We start from the raw sequence: 16,270 nt of genomic DNA, 5'->3' as shown, positions 1-16,270 counted from the left end.
ACTAAGGTGTTCAACTAGAGTTGAACATATCAGAGCGGGAGCGTCAAGGATGGATTTCGGAGTCATGCTCGGACAGGCCTATCAAGGATTCGTGCAGCAGCTGCACGCCCATCTCGCCGCGCACGGCTACCAGCTGACCGGCGCCTCCTACGGCTACACGCTCCGCGCGCTAGCCGAAAGCCCGCTCACCGCAACCCAATTGGCCGGACAGCTGGGCATCACCGCGCAGGGCGCCGCCAAAGTGGTCGACGAGATGGTCCGGCACGGATACGTCGAACGTCGATCGGACCCAGCGGACAAGCGCGCCAAAATCCTGCACCTGTCCGATCGGGGCCGCGACATCCTCGCCACGGTCCGTGAGTTCCACGCCGACTACGAGAAGCAGCTCATCGCCCGAACGGGCGCCGACCAGGTCGCCACTGTGCGCGCCGTGCTCGCGGAGATCATCGCAGCGGCGGCGGGTTCCGCGGTAGACCGGGGTTTCCGGCCACTGTGACCAGCTCTCATGTCAGGCACACGAGGGCGATTCCAGCGGTGACCGTGCAGGTGGCGAGTACTCGGGGTGCGCCGAACTTCTCGCCGAACAGCGTGGCGCCGACGACCGCGGCGACGATGATGCTGGTTTCCCGCAGCGCGGCGATCTCGGCCAGGGCACCGCGGGTTTGCGCCCACAGGATCAATCCGTAAGCCGCGATGCTGAGCAGCCCACCGGTCAGCCCGATGTGCCAGACGGGTCGGATCCGCGTGCCCAACCCGCGCCGGTACCGGCAGAAGACCAGGAACGGGATAGCGACCTGGCCGAGCAGCATCAGCCATGCGATGTAGCCGAGTGTGCTGTGGGCCAGTCGGATGCCGATCCCGTCGACGACGGTGTAGCTGGCGATGATCACGCCGGTGGCCAGCGCGGCGGCGATGGCGCTCGGTCGGCTCGGGTTGGTGCGATGGCCCCAGAACACCAGGCAGGCCAGGCCTGCAGAGATCAACAGCACACCGGCGAACTGTCCTGTGCGTGGTGTTTCGCCGAGCAGTACGGCTGCGGCGCCGGTGACGACCAGCGGCGCGGTGCCCCGTGCCAGGGGATAGGTCTGGCTGAGGTCACCGAGTCGGTAGGACAGCATCAGCAGACCGTTGTAGAGGGTGTGCAGCACTGCCGAGACGGCCAGGTACGGCCAGCTACTCGAGCTGGGGCCAGTTGCGATGCACATCAACGGAATAGCGGTGAGTACACAACCGAGCGGCACCAGAGTCATCGCGGCGATCTTGTCGGGGATCCAGTGTGCGATCGCATTCCAGCTGGCGTGCAACAGCGCAGCGGCGAGGGTGGCGACCAGGATGGCGGCGGAGATGCCGGAAGGGGAAGCAACGGCAACGATCGGTGATGCGAAGGCAACAGCCATGATTCGGACGACTCTCTGTCATTCGGCCCCGTCGCCGGGGCAGCACAGTGGAGTCCTCCAGGCTTTTATCCCTTCAGATGTCGGCGGTGGGGCCAGTTCCCTGGCCGCCGAGGCGTAGCTCGGTCCAGTCCACGCACACCTGATTATGTTGTCGCTCAAGCGGTGTGCGCGCGGAACCCTATACGCGATCGTCGCCGACAGTAGCCGAAACCGGCGGTACCCGCGAATCGGTTTCGTGCCTGCCCAGCTGCGGGTGCATCGGCTGAAACCGGCGCCGATACTCGGCCGGGCTGACGCTGAGCGCACGGACGAATGCTCGGCGCATCGTCTCGGGTGTGCCGTATCCGCAGGCACGGGCGGTCGCCTCGATGCTGTCCCTGGTGTCTTCGAGCCGACGCCGCGCCGCTTCGATGCGCACCCGCTCCACATAGCGTCCAGGGGACATCCCGACCTCGGCGGTGAACGCCCTCGTGAAGTGGCGCGGCGACATACTGGCCCGTTGCGCGAGGGCGGCCAGCGATAAATCCGCTTCGGGATGCTCGGCGATCCACTGCTGAACGTCGCGGACCGGCCGGCGCTGGGCCATCTGAGTCGCCAACTGGACGCTGAACTGCGATTGGTCTCCTGGTCGCCGCAGGAACATCACCATGTCCCGAGCGACGGCCAATGCCGTGTCCCGGCCGCAGTCCTCCTCGACCAGAGCGAGTGCCAGGTCGATGCCCGCGGTCACCCCGCCCGAGGTCGCGATGGGGCCCTCGCGCACGAAGATCGGCTCGGGCAGCACGTGCAGGTCGGGATATTCGGTAGCCAGTTGCTCGCATTTGGCCCAATGCGTTGTGACCCGGCGACCCGCCAGCAGACCGGCCTCAGCCAGCAAGAACGTACCCGTGCATACCGAAACCAACTGCCGCGCACGGGAGCCGTGCTGGCGTAGCCACTCGATGACCGGTGGATCGGGGAGGCCGCCCTGTAATCCACCTGGGACGACCAGCATGTCGAGGTCCGCGACGGCGGCGAGATCGACATCGGGGGTGATCTGCAGACCACTGGAGGTCCGCACCGGCAGGCCGCCGAGGCTCCCGGTGGCCACGTCGTATGCGGGACCGCGAAACCCCGCCGGCGGATAGTCGTTCGCATTGACGAACACTTCCAACGGACCGGTCAGATCCAGGCTGTGCATTCCCGGGTACGTGACGAAGAGCACCCGTCGAGTTCGCATACCTCCCAATATGTCACGGCCATTCGCCATGACCACAAGGCCACATCTCCCACCTTTCAGGACACCCCACCACCACGGTTAGTGCCAGGCGTTGACGAGATCTTCTGGCCCCCAGTGTGTTGCCAGCGGTAGGCCAGGCTCGACGCCGCAGCGTGATACGGCTATCAGGGGTGTGTGGATGTCGGTGCCTGGCACCGACAGGATTGTTCGGGTGAGCGCGTCATAGTCGTGCCGGTCGAAGCTGCGGTCGTCTTGCCATTTGATGGAGCCGATGAACTGTATGGCTGTGGCGACGGGTTCACGGTCGGTGCCGACGAGGTCGATTTCGGGGTTGTTCTGGCGGTTCCACCAGCCGCCGATCGCTTCGGTTTCGGGCCATTGGTCGTTGGGCACCATGCGTAGCAGCGATTGCCGGATGAGTGGTTCCACGGCGCGTCCGCGCCACGTGGTCCAGGAGCGTTCGATCCGAGTCAGGGCGAGGTCTCCGCGGCCACGTTCGATGAGCGGAATGCCTCGCTGCAGGAACGCCAGCCAGAAGCGTAGGTAGGAATCGGCTATGCGGTAGCGCTTGTTCTTGGTGTCAGGTTTCGTGGAGAGCGGCAGGTCCGCAGCGACGATTCGTTTGGCCTGCAGGGTGTTCAGTAGCGGGGTGAGGGTTCCTGCTGGCAGCGCGCCCGAGCTGCCGGCCTGGGCGGCGATGGTGCTGAAGGTGCGTTCGCCGGTGCCGACGGCTTCGAGTACCGCCCGCGAGCGTGATGCTTCGGGAAACTCCCCGAGCAGAGACAGCTCGCCGGCCACCAACAGCGGTGAGAGGGGATTGGTGGTGGATGCTCGCAGGAACTCGGTTCTGCTCATTCCCGGTTCCCACGACTGGACGATTTCAGGGAACCCGCCGGTGATCAGCAGCGCGTCCACGGCAGCGGCGGCGTCGAGATCGGTCATGGCCGCAACGTCGGCCAGATGCAACGGTTCGACGGTCATCTTCGTCGCTCGGCCGAAGAACGGGCGGTCGCGAGACTGCAGTGCTTCCATGACCGAAATGTCACTGCCGACCAGCACCAACAGGACAGGCTTAGCGGACAGCTGGCGGTCCCAGACCGTCTGTAGTGCACCTTCGAACTCGGCGTTTTTTTCGGTCAGCCAAGGCACTTCGTCGATGACGGCGATCGTGGGCCTGTCATCGGGCAAGGCGATGGCCAGCGCGCGCAGCGCCTGATTCCAGTCCGAGGCATGTAGCCCAGCGATCAGCTCTGCCTGGCCCAACGCGGAATGAGTGATGGTGGCGATGAAATCATCGCGCTCTGCCACGGGATTGCGTCCTCGAGTGGCCTGGAAAACGACGTACTCCCGGCCGGACCTATCGCAGAACTCCTGGACCAGCCGTGATTTACCCACCCGGCGCCGCCCGGTCACGATCACTGCTCGACCCTGTGTGTCGCCCTTGTCGCCGACGGTCAGTGCCAACTGACGGCCCAGCAGGTCGAGGTCGGTTGCTCTACCTGTGAACTCCATCAACGACTCCCGTCATCTAAGTTAGATGCTATCTAAGTTAGATGCTATCTAACTTAGGCTCCGACGGTCGAGGCGACGCCGGTGTTCGTCACCGCATGTCGGTGTGGCGGGGGAGTGTCCAAAGGATGCGCGCTTCTCCGCAATTGTTGACGTGCTGCCGACGCCAATGTGCCGGGATGATCTCGGGGCCGGCACAGATCTTCGGATCGCGGCGTTCGGCCGCCTCGAACCGCGCGGAATTGCAGGGGTTCGTAAATCTCACGTTTGCGCGCATTGATGACGTAATTTGATGACTCGTGAAGCATCTGCTGACTGTGGCGACTATAGTTCTGGGTCTTTCCATTACTGCCGGGCAGATACCTGCCCGAGCTGAGGTGGATACGCCGGAATATTCGATATCGTCCGACCCGTCCCTGCGCGGGGAGGAAGGTCCGAACCCGTTCCAGCAGTGGATCGAAACCCATATTCCCGCACCGACGAAAATGCTGCCGCAAGCGGCAAAGCCCCTTGGGGCGCCGAGTGATCTGCCACAAGAACTGACGATGCTCTGGAAAGCGCTGCAGTCCGCACCGACCGGTGACCCACTGTTCGACACTTGGCCCGCGGATCTCGCCCGTTATGCGCCTGGCGACATTCTGGAGTGGCGAGACGTCACGGCGACCGCAACGCCGACGATGCTCCTGCTGAACCTCACCACCATTTCACGTGCCACTCTGCTGAAATTCCGCACCACCAACTCTGCGGGTGAGCCATCCATCGGCACGGCGACATTGGTGCTTCCGCCCACCCCATGGACCGCGCCCGGCGGCCAGCCCATCCTGGTGAACGCACCGGCCACCAACGCGCTGAACAAGCGCTGCACCCCCGGTTACGTGCTCTCCCATGGCATGGAGGTCCCTACCGGCAACGACTTCACACCGTCGCCGACCACCTGGGCGATGGAGCATGGCTACGCGCTGGTCATCCCCGACCACGAGGGTCCCCTGATGGCGTATTCGGAGCCGACGGTCGCCGGACACAACCTGCTCGACTCCATCCGCGCGGTCCGCAATTTCGCACCGGATCAGTTCGGCGAGAGCAATTTCGCCTCGACCGGGTACTCCGGCGGCGCCATTGCGTCGCACGCCGCAGCCGTGCTGGTGCAGGAATACGCGCCGGAACTGGTCCCGCATTTCGGTGGTGCGAGCTTCGGTGGGTTGATCACCGACTATCGCCGCTTCGCGCACGTTTTCGACGGTTCCTATATCTCCGCGTTCGTCCTCACCACCGTGCTCGCACTCGGCCGGGAACATCCCGAAATCCTCGGCCTGATGAACCATGCGGCGCAATGGGTGGCGACGTCACCCCTCAAGGAAAACTGCAGCGGTAGCTTCGGTGCCCTCGGAGTAATGCCGATCCCGTTCGATGCGGTGGCGACAATCGATAAGCCGCTCGACAGCAGGGCAGCCGAGGCGATCTTCCAACATCTGAGTATGGACGGCCGGAAATCGGGAGTGCCGCTGTTCATCTACCACGGTGTCCATGATCCGTGGATTCCCGCGTCCGAGGCCGCGCAGCTCTGGCGCGACCAATGTGCGCTGGGCGTGGCGGCGACGTCGAATATCGTCGGCGGTGATCATCTGGCCGCCTATGTCAGCTCCTATGGCGCCACCATGGATTGGCTGGATCAGCGATTGCGTGGTGTGCCCGCGACCGGAACCTGTACCTCGATACCCGGCGAACGGTGACTCAGCGCCGCACAGGCGGCGACCCTGCCCGCAGATCGACCTGGACGAGTCGGAGTCCGGTCGCCGGGCGCCGCGCGGTGGGGTCCGGGGCAGGCGCCAGCACTCATCGAGTCATCACCGACAGTTCACTGGTGGGGGCGGCGATGTGACTGAGATCGCGGGCGCAGTCAGGAAACTGAACGGTCGGGGGACTATGCAGAGGTGGACATAGAGGGCGAAACCGGCGACCGGCGATTTTTGGGCAATCATCTTAGTCTGCTCGGGGTGTGCTGGATGGGGAATTGGTGAGCATCGATGATGGGCGACACGCCGGTACGTCGTCGCGGTCATAGGGGAGCGCTACCAACGGGGTAGGGGCGGTGGGGAGGCGACGAGTCTGTCCGTTGCTGACCGTTGGCGCGTCTACGGAATCGTCGCCCGCGCGGCGGATCGTGGCCCATTGATTCGGGACGGAAGTAAGCGCTGAGCGGCCCCGGAGCATGCTCCGGGGCGTCTTTGCAGTTCAGTGCGGTTCTACCGGGTGAGTCCCGCTCGCTGGAACGCGGGTTCCGTTGTGGTGCCCCGAGGGGCGCCGTGGGTGCGCGAGAGGGGACTTGAACCCCTACGTCCGTGGACACCAGAACCTAAATCTGGCGCGTCTGCCAATTTCGCCACTCGCGCGTGATGGTACGACCGTGCAAACTCTACCGGGCTTGACCGACTTCGCGAAGCTCCGGGCGGGCGTGGCGTACTGACGAGTAACCCTACCAGGGATTATAACGATTTGATAACTGTCAACATGAGGAGCGCTCATGTTTCGTACGCGTTAGTAACCGGACAGACCAGCGGCTTCAAACATGAGGGAGGGTCATGTTCGGCGCGATTCTGGTACGGCAGTACCTAAATACTCGGCGGTAGAGCCTCGGGCGGCGAGCAAACGTGAGGATTTCCTCATGATTCTGTGGAATCCTCGCCGTTATCAGGCCCCAACGCTGAGGAACACCTGCGCACCGGAGGGAGCGGCGTGCCTCGGAGGGCATGCCGCCAGGAGAAGGAAGTCGAACCGACTTGACGATCAACGAGAGCACCGAGACCGGTACCGGACAGAGCGCGAAGGCGGTTGCATCCGCCCAAGCGGGCGGAACCAGGGCGCCTCTGCTGGATCGGCTGCTGAGCGGCATCCCGTACGCGCTTGCCTTCGGCGGACAGGGCGCCCAGTGGCTCGATGAACTGGAAGAGATCGGCCGCGACAGCGCGCTGGAGCCCGAACTGACCGCACTGGTCAACGAGGCGGAAGCGCTGCTCGAACCCGTTGCGGCCCAACTGCTCGTGGTCAGGCCGGTCGGCTTCGACCCGATCGGCTGGATGCTGGAGGACGAACTGGTCGACACCGACCAGGGCGAGATCTCGGCGGCCCCGTCCCCGCAGGTGCTTCGCTCTGCGGCGGTATCGATGCCCGGCGTGCTGCTCTCGCAGCTGGCTGCGGTGCGCGCGCTGCGGCTCCAGGGGCTGGATGCGGCTGTGCACGCGCCGGTGGCGATTGTGGGGCACTCGCAGGGCAGGCTGGCGGCCACGGCCGTCGAGTCCGGCGGGCAGCGCGACGCCGAGATCCTGGCGATCGGCCAATTGATCGGCGCGGCGGCCGGTTTGGTGGCCCGCAGGCGCGGACTGATGCCGATCGGCGAGCGTTCGCCGATGGTCGCAGTGTCGAACGTGGACCCCGAGCAGTTGCGTGCCGTCGTCGCCGAGGTGTCCGAAGGCGTCGACCCGGCCGCGGCTGCGGTGGTCTCGATCCGCAACGGACGCAGGCGCGCGGTGCTCTCGGGCCCGCCTGCCCAGCTGGAGCGAGTGCGCCAGGCCTGCGCCAGGATCCATGACGAACAGGCCCGCGAGCGTGAGGCCAAGCAACGTGGCGGCGCGATCTTCGCACCGGTCTTCGAGGACGTTCTCGTCGACGTCGCGTTCCACCACCCGGCCCTGGCCGACACGGTGGACCTCGTGACCTCGTGGGCGAACCAGTGCGGCGTGGACGCGGCGCTGGCAGGTGCGCTCACCCAGGAGATCCTGGTCGATCCGATCGACTGGGTCGAGGTCGTCGACGGCGTGGTTGCCGCAGGCGCGCAATGGATTCTGGACATGGGCCCCGGCGATCTGCTGTCCCGCGTCACCGGCGGCTCGCTCAAGGGCACCGGCGTCGGCATGGTGGCCGCCGCGACCAGGACCGGGCAGCGCAGCCTGCTCACCCCCGGCGCCGCACCGGAGACGGCAGCGCCGTGGCAGACCTTCGCACCCCGCCCGGTCCGGTTGCCGAACGGGCGGATCGTGGTGGAGACCGCGTTCACCCGGCTCACCGGTCGCTCGCCGATCCTGCTCGCAGGCATGACGCCGACCACCGTCGACGCGAAAATCGTTGCGGCCGCCGCGAATGCGGGCCACTGGGCCGAGCTGGCCGGTGGCGGCCAGGTGACCGAGCAGATCTTCGCCGACCGGGTGGCCGAGCTGAAGACGCTGCTTGCGCCGGGTCGCGCGGTCCAGTTCAACTCGCTGTTCCTCGACCCCTACCTGTGGAAGTTGCAGCTCGGCGGCAAGCGCCTGGTGCAGAAGTCCCGCACCGCGGGCGCTCCGTTCGACGGAGTCATTGTCACCGCGGGCATTCCGGAGCTCGAAGAGGCCGTCGCGCTGATCGGTGAGCTCACCGAGGTCGGCATCTCGCACGTCGCCTTCAAGCCGGGCACCGTCGCCCAGATCCGGGCCGTGCTGCGGATCGCCGCCGAGGTGCCGGACTACCCGGTGATCATGCACATCGAGGGCGGCAAGGCAGGCGGGCACCACTCCTGGGAAGACCTGGACGACCTGCTGATCGAGACCTACGCCGAACTGCGCAACCACGCGAACGTGGTGGTTTGCGTCGGCGGCGGCATCGGAACCCCCGAGCGCGCAACGGAATACCTCACCGGCGAGTGGGCGGCACAGCACGGCTACCCGGTGATGCCGCTGGACGGTGTGCTGGTCGGCACCGCGGCGATGGCCACGCTGGAGGCGACCACCGCCCCCGAAGTCAAGCAGCTGCTCGTCGACACCCCCGGCACCCCGGACTGGGTCGGCGCGGGCACCGCGTCCGGCGGAATGGCCTCGGGCCGTAGCCAATTGGGCGCCGACATCCACGAGATCGACAATGCCGCCTCGCGGACCGGCCGGCTGCTCGACGAGGTCGCCGGTGACGCCGACGCCGTCGCCGCCCGCCGCGAGGAGATCATCGCGGCCCTGAACGCCACGGCCAAGCCGTATTTCGGCGATGTGGCGTCGATGACCTACCAGGACTGGCTCGAGCGCTACGTCGAGCTGGCCGTCGGTCTGGACCGCCGCAAGGACTTCGACTGCGGCACCGATCTCGGCGAGGCGATCGCCGACGCCACCCGCTCGGTGTGGCTCGACATCACCTGGCGCGACCGGTTCGCGGAGATGATGCGCCGCACCGAATCTCGCCTGCATCCGGCCGACCGCGGTGAGATCCCGACGCTGTTCGCCGACGACGCCGCGTTCGAGAACCCGGTCGCCGCCCTGTGCGCGCTGAAGGAGCAGTACCCGGCCGCCGAGCAGACCCTGCTGCACCCGGCCGACGTCCCGTTCTTCGTCACGCTGTGCAAGACCCCCGGCAAGCCGGTCAACTTCGTGCCTGTCGTCGACGGCGATGTGCGCCGCTGGTGGCGCTCGGATTCGCTGTGGCAGGCCCATGATCCGCGCTACTCGGCCGATCAGGTCTGCGTCATCCCCGGCACCGTCGCCGTCGCAGGCATCACCCGCGTCGACGAGCCGGTCGGCGAACTGCTCGACCGTTTCGAGCAGGACACCGCGTACTCGCTGGTGCGCGCAGGCGTCGTGCCGGTGGCCGTCGACGCCCGCCGCGTCGCAGGCGTGACCACCGGCCCCATCGACACGGTGCTTGCCGCGCCGGACATCGAATGGGCCGGACGCACCACCGTCAACCCGGTGCACCGGCTCGGCGACCACGCCGACTGGACCGTGGACGGCAAGGGCGCCGTGCACCCGCCGAGCGGGGCGACGCTCACCGAAACCACCGGCCCGGATGCCGACAATGCCTACGTCGAGCTGACCGTTCCGCTGTTGGGCAGCAACGTCGTTCGCATTCGCATCACCGTGCCGACCTCCACTTTCAACGGCGGCGCCCCCGTCGTCACCGTCGCCGACGCGCACGAGTCGATGACCGCGCTGCTCGCCGTCGCCGCCGGGCAGTCGCTGCCCGAGGTGAAGGGCGGGACCGCGCACCTGAACATTGCGTGGACCCCCGACCTCATCGCCGATCACGCGGGCGTCACCGGTTCCGGCCTGCCCGCGGCGCTGAGCACGCTCGGCCGCACCGCGCCCGACGTCCTGGTCGGCGCCTGCTGGCCCGCGGTGTTCGCGGTGCTCGGCGAGGCACGCGCCACGGACGGCGTCGGCGTCATCGAGGGCATGCTCGACCTGGTCCACCTGGACCACCAGATCGAGCTGGCCGGCGAATTGCCCACCAGCCCCAGTGTTCTGGTGGTGCGGGCGACCGCGGGCGAGGCGCTCGACACCGACCTCGGCCGCGTGGTCGAGGTGCGGGTGCAGATCACCGGCATGCTGGACAAGCCGGAAACCGGCCTGTCCATGCCGAAGGTCGCCACGCTCGTCGAGCGTTTCGCCATTCGCGGCCGCAACGGTGCGGGCGAGCTGACCGATCCGCCGCGCGCGGCGGGCGCCGTGTCCGAGGCTGCCATCGACACCCCGCGCCGCCGCAGGCGCGATGTCACGATGGTCGCGCCGCGCGCCATGCACGCGTTCGCTGCTGTCTCCGGCGACCACAACCCGATCCACACCAGCGATTCCGCCGCCAAGCTCGCCGGGCTCGGCAGCCCGATCGTGCACGGCATGTGGCTCTCGGCCGCCGCGCAGCACGCGGTGTCGGCGATCGACCCGTCGAGCGCGGTCCCCGCGCGGACCGTGACGGCGTGGACCACCCGGTTCCTCGGCATGGTTCGCCCCGGCGCGCAGATCGACGTGCGCGTCGAGCGGATCGCGGTCGACGCGGGCGCCGAGATCGTCGAGGTATCTTGCCGCGCCGCAGGCGAATTGGTGATGACCGCGACCGGGCGCACCGCCGCGCCGCGGACGGTCTACGCGTTCCCGGGCCAGGGCATCCAGCGCAAGGGCATGGGCCTGGACGCGCGCACCCGCTCGAAGGCCGCCAAGGCGATCTGGGAGCGCGCCGACAAGCACACCAGGGCCGCGCTCGGCTTCTCCATCCTTGCCGTGGTTCGCGACAACCCGACCTACCTCAAGGCGCGCGGTGTCGAGCACCGGCATCCGGACGGCGTGCTGCACCTGACCCAGTTCACCCAGGTCGCCATGGCGGTGCTCGGTGTCGCTCAGGTCGCCGAGCTGCGCGAGGCAGGAGCCTTCGTCGAGGGCTCGATGCTGGCCGGGCACTCGGTCGGTGAGTACAACGCGCTCGCCGCGGTCGCCGGGGTGCTGCCGCTCGAGGCGGTGCTCGAGGTGGTGTTCCAGCGTGGCTCCGCGATGCACGAGCTGGTGCCGCGTGATGCCCAGGGTCGCAGCAACTATCGGATGGCGGCCATCCGTCCCTCGCAGATCGGGCTGCCCGATGACGAGGTGATCGGTTTCGTCTCCGGCATCGGCGCGCAGACCGGCGAGTTCCTCGAGGTCGTCAACCTGAACCTGCGCGGCTCGCAGTACGCGATCGCGGGCACGGTGGCCGGGCTGGAAGCACTGGAGACCGAGATCGACCGGCGCCGTGCCGAATTCGGCGGCAAGCGGGCGTTTATCCTGGTGCCCGGCATCGACGTGCCGTTCCATTCGACGGTGCTGCGCAAGGGTGTTCCGGAGTTCCGGACCAAGCTCGCCCAGCTGCTGCCCGAGGACCTGCACCCGGAGATCCTGGTCGGGCGCTACATCCCGAACCTGGTGCCGCGCCCGTTCTCGCTCGAGCGCGCATTCATCCAGGAGATCGCGGATCTGGTGCCCTCGGAGCCACTTGCCGAGGCGCTCAACGATTTCGAGTCGTGGGCGGCCCGCCCGGCCGACCTGTGCCGCGTGGTGCTGATCGAGCTGCTCGCCTGGCAGTTCGCCAGCCCGGTGCGCTGGATCGAGACCCAGGACCTGCTGTTCACCGATGCCGCGCACGGCGGCCTCGGGGTGGAGCGGTTCGTCGAAATCGGTTTGGGCGCAACCCCGACCGTGGTGAACCTGGCCAGCCAGACACTGAAGCTGCCCGCGTTCAGCGGCGCGACGGTCGAGGTGCTCAACATCGAGCGCGAGGCGGGCGTCGTGTACGCCACCGACACCGATCCCGCGCCGGTCGACGAGCCCGCCGACGAGATCGTCGAAACCGCTTCGGCCGCACCGCAGGCCGCCCCGGTGGCCGCCGCTCCGGTGGCCGCCCCGACCGGTGGCCCGCGTCCGGACGACATCGTGTTCACCGCAGCCGACGCCACCCGGGTGCTCATCGCGCTCTGGACCAAGCTGCGGCTGGACCAGATCGGCCCGGTCGACACCATCGAGGGCCTGTGCGACGGCGTCTCCTCGCGCCGCAACCAGCTGCTCGTCGACCTCGGCTCCGAGCTCTCGCTCGGCGCCATCGACGGTGCCGCCGATGCGGACATGGGCGCGCTGTCGGCCACGGTGGAGCGGCTGGCCCGCACCTACAAGCCGTTCGGCTCGGTGCTCGCCGATTCGATCGGCGATCACCTGCGCAAGGTATTCGGACCGTCGGGCAAGCGCCCGGCCGCCATCGCTGAGCGCGTCACAAAGGTGTGGCAGCTCGGCGACGGCTGGGGCAGCCATGTCACCGCCGAGGTCTCCCTCGGCACCCGCGAGGGCGCCAGCGTCCGCGGTGGCGACCTCGGCGGGCTGGTCTCCGGCGCGCTGAGCGACGGCGCCTCGGTCGACGCGGCGATCGACGCCGCCGTGCAGGCCGTCGCGGCCCGCCGCGGTATCGCGGTCTCGCTGCCTTCGGCTGGCGGTGGCGGCGGTGGCACCGTCGACGCTGCCGCGCTCGGCGAGTTCACCGAGCAGATCACCGGCCGCGACGGCGTGCTCGCCACGGCAGCGCGGGTGGTGCTCGAGCAGCTCGGCCTGACCGAGCAGATCTCCGCGCCCGAGGCCACCGACGACTCGCTGGTCAACCTGGTCGCGGCCGAATTGGGTTCGGACTGGCCGCGTTTGGTCGCGCCCGCGTTCGACGCTCGCAAGGCCGTCCTGCTCGACGACCGCTGGGCCACTGCCCGCGAGGATCTGGCCAGGCTGTGGCTCGGCGTCGACGCCGAGACCGCGGAGCTGCCGCTGAACGGGTACGTGGGTGCGGGCGACGCCGTTGCCGCGCAGGCCAACTGGTGGCGCGAGCGGGCCAAGCACGAGGCACGCTCGGTGCTGGCGGGCGTCTACGAGCAAATCGCCGCTGCCGCGGCGAGCACCGAGGAGCCGGGTCAGTGGTCCTGCGACATCGCGGTGATCACCGGCGCCAGTAAGGGTTCCATTGCGGCGGCGGTCACCGGGCGCCTGCTCGGCGGCGGCGCGACCGTGGTGGTCACCACCTCGCGCCTGGACGACGAGCGGCTCGGCTTCTACCGGAAGCTGTACCGGGACAACGCCCGCCACGGCGCCGCCCTCTGGATCGTGCCCGCGAACATGGCGTCCTACCAGGACATCGACGCGCTTATCGACTGGGTCGGCACCGAACAGGTCGACAACGCGGGTGGCGCGAAGATCAAGACCAAGGACGCGATGACGCCGACCATGCTGCTGCCGTTCGCGGCGCCGCGGGTGGCAGGCGACCTCTCCGACGCGGGGGCCCGTGCGGAAATGGAAATGCGCGTGCTGCTCTGGTCGGTCGAGCGGCTGATCGGTGGCTTGTCCACCCTCGGCGCCGACCACGACGTCGACGCGAAACTGCATGTGGTGCTTCCGGGTTCGCCCAACCGCGGGCTCTTCGGCGGCGACGGCGCCTACGGCGAGGCCAAGGCTGCCCTCGACGCGGTGGTCACCAAGTGGCGGGCCGAGAAGTCGTGGTCCACCCGGGTCACGTTGGTGCACGCGCTGATCGGCTGGGTGCGCGGCACCGGCCTGATGGGCCACAACGACCCGATGGTCGCGGCCGTCGAGCAGGCGGGCGTGCAGACCTGGTCCACCAGCGAGATGGCCGACGAGCTGCTCAAGTGGTGCACCTCGCGCGCTCGCCAGGTCACCCTGGCAGGCCCGCAACAGATCGACCTGACCGGCGGATTGGCCAGTGCCAAGCTCGATCTGCCCGCGCTGGCCAAGCAGGCCGCGGAGCAGGCGGCGGCCGACGAAGCGACAGCCGAGGCCGGCGTGACGATTTCGGCGCTGCCCGCGCCGCCGACCATGTCCTCGGTGCTTCCTGTCCCCGAATGGGGCACGGTCAGCACCGATCTCGCGGACATGGTGGTGATCGTCGGTGCCGGCGAGCTCGGCCCCTACGGCTCGGCGCGCACCCGGTTCGAGATGGAGGTCGACGACGAGCTCTCGGCCGCTGGCGTGCTCGAGCTCGCCTGGACCACCGGCCTGGTCACCTGGGAGAACGACCCCAAGCCCGGCTGGTACGACGCCGAATCCGGTGACTACGTACCCGAACACGAGCTGGCCGAGAAGTACCACGACGCCGTGGTCGCCCGCTGCGGCGTGCGCCGCTACGGCGACGACGGCGCGATGATCGACAACACCGCGCCGCTGATGACGTCGGTGTTCCTCGACCAGGACCTCACCTTCACGGTCGGCGGCGAGGCCGAGGCCCGCGCCTTCCACGAGGCCGACCCCGAGCACACGGTCATCGTTCCGGTCGCCGATTCGGCCGACTGGGTGGTGACTCGCAAGGCGGGCACCGAGATTCGGGTGCCGCGCAAGGCGAAGCTGTCGCGCACCGTCGGCGGCCAGATCCCCACCGGCTGGGATCCGACCATCTGGGGCATCTCCGCCGAGATGGCGAATTCCGTTGACCGCGTTGCCCTCTGGAACGTCGTCTGCACGGTCGACGCGTTCATCAGCTCCGGCTTCAGTCCGGCCGAGCTGATGAGCTGGGTGCACCCGAGCCTGGTCGCCAACACTCAGGGCACCGGCATGGGCGGCATGTCCTCGATGCGCTCGCTCTACGTCGACAACCTGCTCGGCGAGTCGCGACCGAACGACATCCTGCAGGAGGCGCTGCCGAACGTGGCGCTCGCGCATGTGGTGCAGTCCTACGTCGGCAGCTACGGCGCGATGGTGCACCCGGTGGCGGCGTGCGCCACCGCCGCGGTGTCGGTGGAAGAGGGCGTCGACAAGATCCGCCTCGGCAAGGCCGAAGTGGTTGTGGCAGGCGGCTTCGACGATCTCGGCATCGAGGGCATCGTCGGCTTCGGCGACATGTCGGCCACCGCGGACTCGGCGGCCATGCGCGCCAAGGGCATCAGCGACCGGTACTTCTCCCGCGCCAACGATCGCCGCCGCGGCGGCTTCGTGGAATCGCAGGGTGGCGGCACCGTGCTGCTCGCTCGCGGTGACGTTGCGGTGGAAATGGGCCTGCCGGTGCTCGGCGTTGTCGCCTTCGCGCAGTCCTTCGCCGACGGCGTGCACACCTCTATCCCTGCGCCCGGCCTCGGTGCGCTCGGTGCGGGGCGTGGCGGCCGCGAATCCCGGTTCGCCGCCGAGCTGCGCAAGCTCGGTGTCGGGCCGGACGAGATCGCGGTGCTGTCCAAGCACGACACGTCCACCGCGGCGAACGACCCGAACGAGTCCGAGCTGCACGAGCGGCTCGCCTCGGCCATCGGACGTTCCGACGGCGCACCGCTGTTCGTGATCTCGCAGAAGGCGCTGACCGGGCACGCCAAGGGCGGCGCGGCCGCGTTCCAGCTGATCGGCCTGTGCCAGGTGCTGGAAAACGGTGTGGTGCCGCCGAATCGGAGCCTCGACTGTGTCGACGAGAAGATGCAGGCCTACCCGCACCTGGTGTGGGCGCGGGAGACGCTGCGCTTCGGCGAGCGGTTCGCGCTCAAGGCGGGCCTGCTGACCTCGCTCGGCTTCGGCCACGTCAACGGCCTTGTCGCGGTGGTGCATCCGGAGGCGTTCATCCAGGCGATCGACCCGGCGCGGCGCGCGGACTACCAGGCGCGGGCGCAGCAGCGTCAGCTGGCGGGGCGGCAGCGGTTCACCGAGGCCATGTGTGGCGGGGCGCCGCTGTACGAGCGTCCGGCGGACCGTCGTCTCGGTGGCGACGGCACGCCTGCCAAGCAGGCGCGTCAGCTGGAAGCCGACGTGCTGCTGTCGACCGACGCGCGCCTCAACGGCGAGGGCAAGTATCGGGCGGACGGGTTCGGTTGTGGCGCCGGGATGTTGGCTGCCGGGGATGGTTCGCGCCCCGGCGACCAGAGCACCTCGTAGGC

General features: G+C 68.2%; 6 protein-coding genes and 1 tRNA gene. 3 read left to right on the top strand and 4 right to left on the bottom strand.

Annotation, left to right across the window (positions count from 1 at the left end; all coding sequences use genetic code 11):
- The first annotated feature begins 49 nt into the window (after positions 1 to 49).
- On the top strand, positions 50 to 496 hold the full coding sequence (locus tag ACGFNJ_RS14180) for a MarR family winged helix-turn-helix transcriptional regulator (RefSeq protein ID WP_393447156.1): 447 nt from the start codon (positions 50 to 52) through the stop codon (positions 494 to 496).
- A gap of 7 nt (positions 497 to 503) precedes the next feature.
- Here ACGFNJ_RS14180 and ACGFNJ_RS14175 read toward each other — a convergent pair whose 3' ends face one another.
- The 3 genes from ACGFNJ_RS14175 to ACGFNJ_RS14165 all read right to left on the bottom strand — a co-directional run bounded on the left by ACGFNJ_RS14175 (position 504) and on the right by ACGFNJ_RS14165 (position 4,128).
- Complete coding sequence (locus tag ACGFNJ_RS14175; RefSeq protein ID WP_393447154.1) at positions 504 to 1,397, bottom strand: DMT family transporter; 894 nt, start codon at positions 1,395 to 1,397, stop codon at positions 504 to 506.
- Positions 1,398 to 1,575: 178 nt separating this feature from the next.
- The gene (locus ACGFNJ_RS14170; RefSeq protein WP_393447152.1) at positions 1,576 to 2,616 is read right to left on the bottom strand and encodes a GlxA family transcriptional regulator; all 1,041 of its coding nucleotides are present in this window, start codon (positions 2,614 to 2,616) and stop codon (positions 1,576 to 1,578) included.
- A gap of 78 nt (positions 2,617 to 2,694) precedes the next feature.
- Entirely contained in the window at positions 2,695 to 4,128 is a 1,434-nt protein-coding gene (locus ACGFNJ_RS14165; RefSeq protein WP_393447150.1) for an ATP-binding protein, read from the bottom strand.
- Between the two features lie 374 nt (positions 4,129 to 4,502).
- On the opposite strand from ACGFNJ_RS14165, the gene ACGFNJ_RS14160 reads away from it, so the two are divergent.
- Positions 4,503 to 5,855, top strand: coding sequence for a lipase family protein (locus tag ACGFNJ_RS14160; protein ID WP_393447148.1), 1,353 nt, complete (start codon positions 4,503 to 4,505; stop codon positions 5,853 to 5,855).
- Positions 5,856 to 6,433: 578 nt separating this feature from the next.
- On the opposite strand, the gene ACGFNJ_RS14155 is transcribed toward ACGFNJ_RS14160, so the two are convergent.
- A tRNA-Leu gene (locus tag ACGFNJ_RS14155) sits at positions 6,434 to 6,515 on the bottom strand.
- 387 nt (positions 6,516 to 6,902) lie between these two features.
- On the opposite strand from ACGFNJ_RS14155, the gene ACGFNJ_RS14150 reads away from it, so the two are divergent.
- Positions 6,903 to 16,268, top strand: a complete 9,366-nt coding sequence (locus ACGFNJ_RS14150; RefSeq protein ID WP_393447146.1) for a fatty acid synthase subunit beta domain-containing protein — start codon at positions 6,903 to 6,905, stop codon at positions 16,266 to 16,268.
- Positions 16,269 to 16,270: the final 2 nt, after the last annotated feature.

Source organism: Nocardia sp. NPDC049149 (assembly GCF_043197455.1).
Lineage (GTDB): Bacteria > Actinomycetota > Actinomycetes > Mycobacteriales > Mycobacteriaceae > Nocardia.
Note: the sequence above shows the minus strand (reverse complement) of the source record. Positions and strands in the feature narration are given on the sequence as shown.

Bases quoted from the DNA above. Each gene is read 5' to 3' on its own strand.
- ACGFNJ_RS14170 (WP_393447152.1), bottom strand. From the start codon at position 2,616: ATGCGAACTCGACGGGTGCTCTTCGTCACGTACCCGGGAATGCACAGC.
- ACGFNJ_RS14175 (WP_393447154.1), bottom strand. From the start codon at position 1,397: ATGGCTGTTGCCTTCGCATCACCGATCGTTGCCGTTGCTTCCCCTTCC.
- ACGFNJ_RS14165 (WP_393447150.1), bottom strand. From the start codon at position 4,128: ATGGAGTTCACAGGTAGAGCAACCGACCTCGACCTGCTGGGCCGTCAG.
- ACGFNJ_RS14180 (WP_393447156.1), top strand. From the start codon at position 50: ATGGATTTCGGAGTCATGCTCGGACAGGCCTATCAAGGATTCGTGCAG.